Origin of the sequence: Agromyces humi (assembly GCF_009720255.1) — a bacterium.
Classification (GTDB): Bacteria; Actinomycetota; Actinomycetes; order Actinomycetales; family Microbacteriaceae; genus Agromyces; species Agromyces humi.
The window spans coordinates 1-3,188 of the sequence record NZ_WJSP02000402.1; the positions used below are offsets into that span (position 1 = coordinate 1).

The 3,188-nt window shown below is 70.6% G+C and carries 4 protein-coding genes; 2 read left to right on the forward strand and 2 right to left on the reverse strand.

Annotated features, from left to right (window positions below; all coding sequences use genetic code 11):
- Positions 1-234: hypothetical protein (locus tag GH736_RS25255; RefSeq protein ID WP_235934521.1), on the reverse strand; the 234-nt coding region annotated here is incomplete at its 3' end.
- A gap of 31 nt (positions 235-265) precedes the next feature.
- On the opposite strand from GH736_RS25255, the gene GH736_RS19865 reads away from it, so the two are divergent.
- Positions 266-1,318, forward strand: coding sequence for a family 43 glycosylhydrolase (locus tag GH736_RS19865; protein ID WP_235934524.1), 1,053 nt, complete (start codon positions 266-268; stop codon positions 1,316-1,318).
- Positions 1,319-1,383: 65 nt separating this feature from the next.
- On the opposite strand, the gene GH736_RS19870 is transcribed toward GH736_RS19865, so the two are convergent.
- A complete protein-coding gene (locus GH736_RS19870) occupies positions 1,384-1,998 on the reverse strand; it encodes a dihydrofolate reductase family protein (RefSeq protein ID WP_159606411.1) in 615 nt (204 codons plus the stop codon).
- A 140-nt stretch (positions 1,999-2,138) separates the two neighbouring features.
- Between GH736_RS19870 and GH736_RS19875 the strand changes: the two genes are divergently transcribed.
- Positions 2,139-3,017, forward strand: coding sequence for an intradiol ring-cleavage dioxygenase (locus tag GH736_RS19875; protein ID WP_159606413.1), 879 nt, complete (start codon positions 2,139-2,141; stop codon positions 3,015-3,017).
- Positions 3,018-3,188 lie beyond the last annotated feature (171 nt).

Below are 3,188 nucleotides of genomic sequence, written 5' to 3' on the forward strand. Positions count from 1 at the left end.
TGCCGATCTCGGCTTCAGGAAGGACTCCAGCTGCCGCCACGCGGTGCGTGTCACCCACGCCGACGACCAGCAGCGGCCGGCCCGCACTCGTTCGCGTGCACGGTGCGCGATGCGGCATCCGACCCCCGCCGACCTCCCAAGCGCTGGCGCGGCGGCCCGCACGAAGACGACGCCGAGGCTGAGGCCCAGCCCGTCGCCCCCGACGTCGCCGTCGGCGTCGCCTGACCACCGCACGACCGACTCGACCAGCTCTGAAGGGACCCCCGTGCAGCACTCCATCCGACCCGGGCAGCCGTGGCTCGACACCGACGGCAACCGGATCCATGCCCACGGCGGATCCGTCATCACCGTCGGCGACACGTTCTACTGGTACGGCGAGAACAAGGAGCGGACGGCTCCGGGCAACGGCATCTGGCACTGGGGCGTGCGGTGCTACTCGTCGAAGGACCTGTACAACTGGGAGGACCTCGGCGCCATCCTGCCGCCGGTGCTCGACGACGAGGCGCATCCGCTCCATCCGGCCCAGTTGGCCGACCGGCCGCACATCATCCACAACACGGCGACGGGCAAGTTCGTGTGCTGGGTGAAGGTCATGCACCGCAACGGGGAGCAGCGCTCGAGCGTCTTCACGGCCGACGACATCCTCGGTCCGTACGAGCTCGTGACCCGCGGCATCAAGCCGCTCGGCATGAACGCGGGCGACTTCGACCTGGTCGTGGAGCCCTCGGACGGGAAGGCGTACTACATCTTCGAACGGGTGCACAGCGAGTTGATCGTCGCGGACCTGAACGACGAGTACACGGATGTCACGGGCTACTACTCCACGCACTTCCCGCGGCTCCAGCCGCCGTTCGTGCGCGAGGCGCCGGCGTACTTCCGCCGGAAGGGCCGCCACTTCCTCGCGACCTCGGGAACGACGGGGTACTTCCCGAATCCGTCGGAGTTCGCGACGGCCGACTCCTACCACGGCCCCTGGACGGTACTCGGCGACGCCCACCCCGGCGACGACTCGCGCACGTCCTTTCGGTCGCAGATCTCCTCGATCTTCGCCCACCCGCACCGACGCGACCTCTACATCGCGATCGCCGACCGCTGGGTCGTCGCGCCGCCCGAGGATCTGCCCGACATCCAGGCCCTCTTCGAGGAGGTCTTCCGCGTCGACCTCGAAGGGCCCCGCGAGTGGGGCGCCATCGATCTCGGCGAACCCGACACCTCGCTGGCCGACTACGTGTGGCTGCCGATCCGGTTCGACGGCGACCGGCCGTACATCGACTGGCGCGACGAGTGGACGATCGAGGAGTTCGCGCCGCTGGAGTAAGCGCCGCGCACTGATCGAAACGGCCGAGCGGATGCCGCGTCCTGGCCGGCATCCGCCGGCGGCGCTCACCCCTCGCTGATGTCGATGCCCGTGACGGGTGCGCCCGCGCGCTCGTAGAACAGCGCGATCGCGCCCTTCGGGAAGGCCCGCGGCGGCTCCGCGAGCCGGAAGGCGGCCGGCACGCCCCGGCCGTCGGTGAAGAGCCGCTTGCCCGATCCGAACGTGAGCGGGTAGAGGTAGAGGTTCAGCCGGTCGACGAGGTCGGCCTCGAGCAGCGACCGGGCCAGGTCGCCGCTGCCGACCACGTGGATGTCGTTGAAGCGGTCCTTCAGCGCGGCCACCTCGGCGACATCCGACAGCGCCGTCGTGCCCTGCCACGCCGGATCCGTCATCGATCGCGACACGACGAACTTCGGCAGGGCGTTGAACGTCACCGCGATCGGATCGTCGTCACCGCGGTTCGGCCAGAACCCCGCGAAGATGTCGTAGGTCTTGCGGCCGAGCAGCAGCGCGTCCATGCGGTCGATGCCCGCGCCGATCACCTCGCCCGATTCGTCGTCGAAGTACGCGCCCTGCCAGCCCCCGTACTCGAAGCCGCCCTCGCGGTCCTCGTCGGGTCCGCCGGGCGCCTGGTAGACGCCGTCGAGCGTGATGAACAGGTCGACCGAGATGGTTCCCATGCTGAGCTCCCTCGCGTGACACGGCGGCCGCACCGGCGCGGTCCGGCCATTGGCGCCTCCATCATAGGAAACGCATCGGCCGCGCACAGCGGCGTGCCGGACACCCGGGCGATGCTGTCCTCTCCGGAGAGGAGCACGACATGACCACCGACCCCCGCTGGATCGACGAGCACGGCCACGAGATCGACGAGGACCATCGCGGCCTCGTGTACGACATCCGCACCCTGGTCGACCGCCGCCGCGCGCTCGGCCTGTTCGGCGGCGTCGGCGTGACCGCGTTGCTCGCGGCGTGCTCGAGTCCCGAGTCCGACCCGACCGCGAGCGCCGTGCCGACCGCCACCCCCACCGCCACCCCCAGCCCGAGCCCGTCGGCGTCGGCCGCGGCATCCGGCCCCCTCGACGAGGTGCCCGACGAGACCGGCGGCCCCTACCCGGGCGACGGGTCGAACGGCGTGAACGTGCTCGACGACTCGGGCATCGTGCGCAGCGACATCCGCTCGAGCTTCGGCTCGTCGAGCACGGTCGCCGCCGGGGTGCCGCTGACCATCGCCCTCACGGTGCGGGATGCCGCGACGGGCAGCGCCCTCGTCGGCGCGGGCGTCTACCTCTGGCACTGCGACCGCGACGGGAACTACTCGCTCTACTCCCGCGGCGTCGAGGGGGAGAACTACCTGCGCGGCGTGCAGGAGACCGACTCGGCCGGCACCGTGCGCTTCACGTCGATCTACCCGGCGTGCTATTCGGGCCGGTGGCCGCACATCCACTTCGAGGTGTACTCGGACGTCGCGAACGCCGTCGCCTCGGGGCCGATCGTGAAGACCTCGCAGCTCGCGCTGCCCGGGGAGGTGAACGACCTCGTGTACGCGACGTCGGGCTACGAGCAGAGCGTGCGCAACCTGGCGCAGACGAGCCTCGCGCGCGACAACGTGTTCGGCGACGACGGCGGCATCCACCAGATCGCGAGCATGTCGGGGTCGGTGGCCGGCGGCTACACCGCCGCACTGACGATCGGCGTATAGGCGCCGCCGCCCGGTGGCCGTGCGCTCACATGGTGGGGCGCAGTCCGCCGGTGAAGCTGACTGTGATGGCCTCGCGAAGGCCGCCGTACGAGACTCCCGTCGTCGTTGAGCGGGCCACGGTAACGGTGACGGCTGTGGGTGCAGGCGCCGTGGTGTCCGGGGTCACGATGT

Coding starts and splice junctions, on each gene's coding strand:
- GH736_RS19870 (WP_159606411.1), bottom strand. CDS start 1,998: ATGGGAACCATCTCGGTCGACCTGTTCATCACGCTCGACGGCGTCTAC.
- GH736_RS19875 (WP_159606413.1), top strand. CDS start 2,139: ATGACCACCGACCCCCGCTGGATCGACGAGCACGGCCACGAGATCGAC.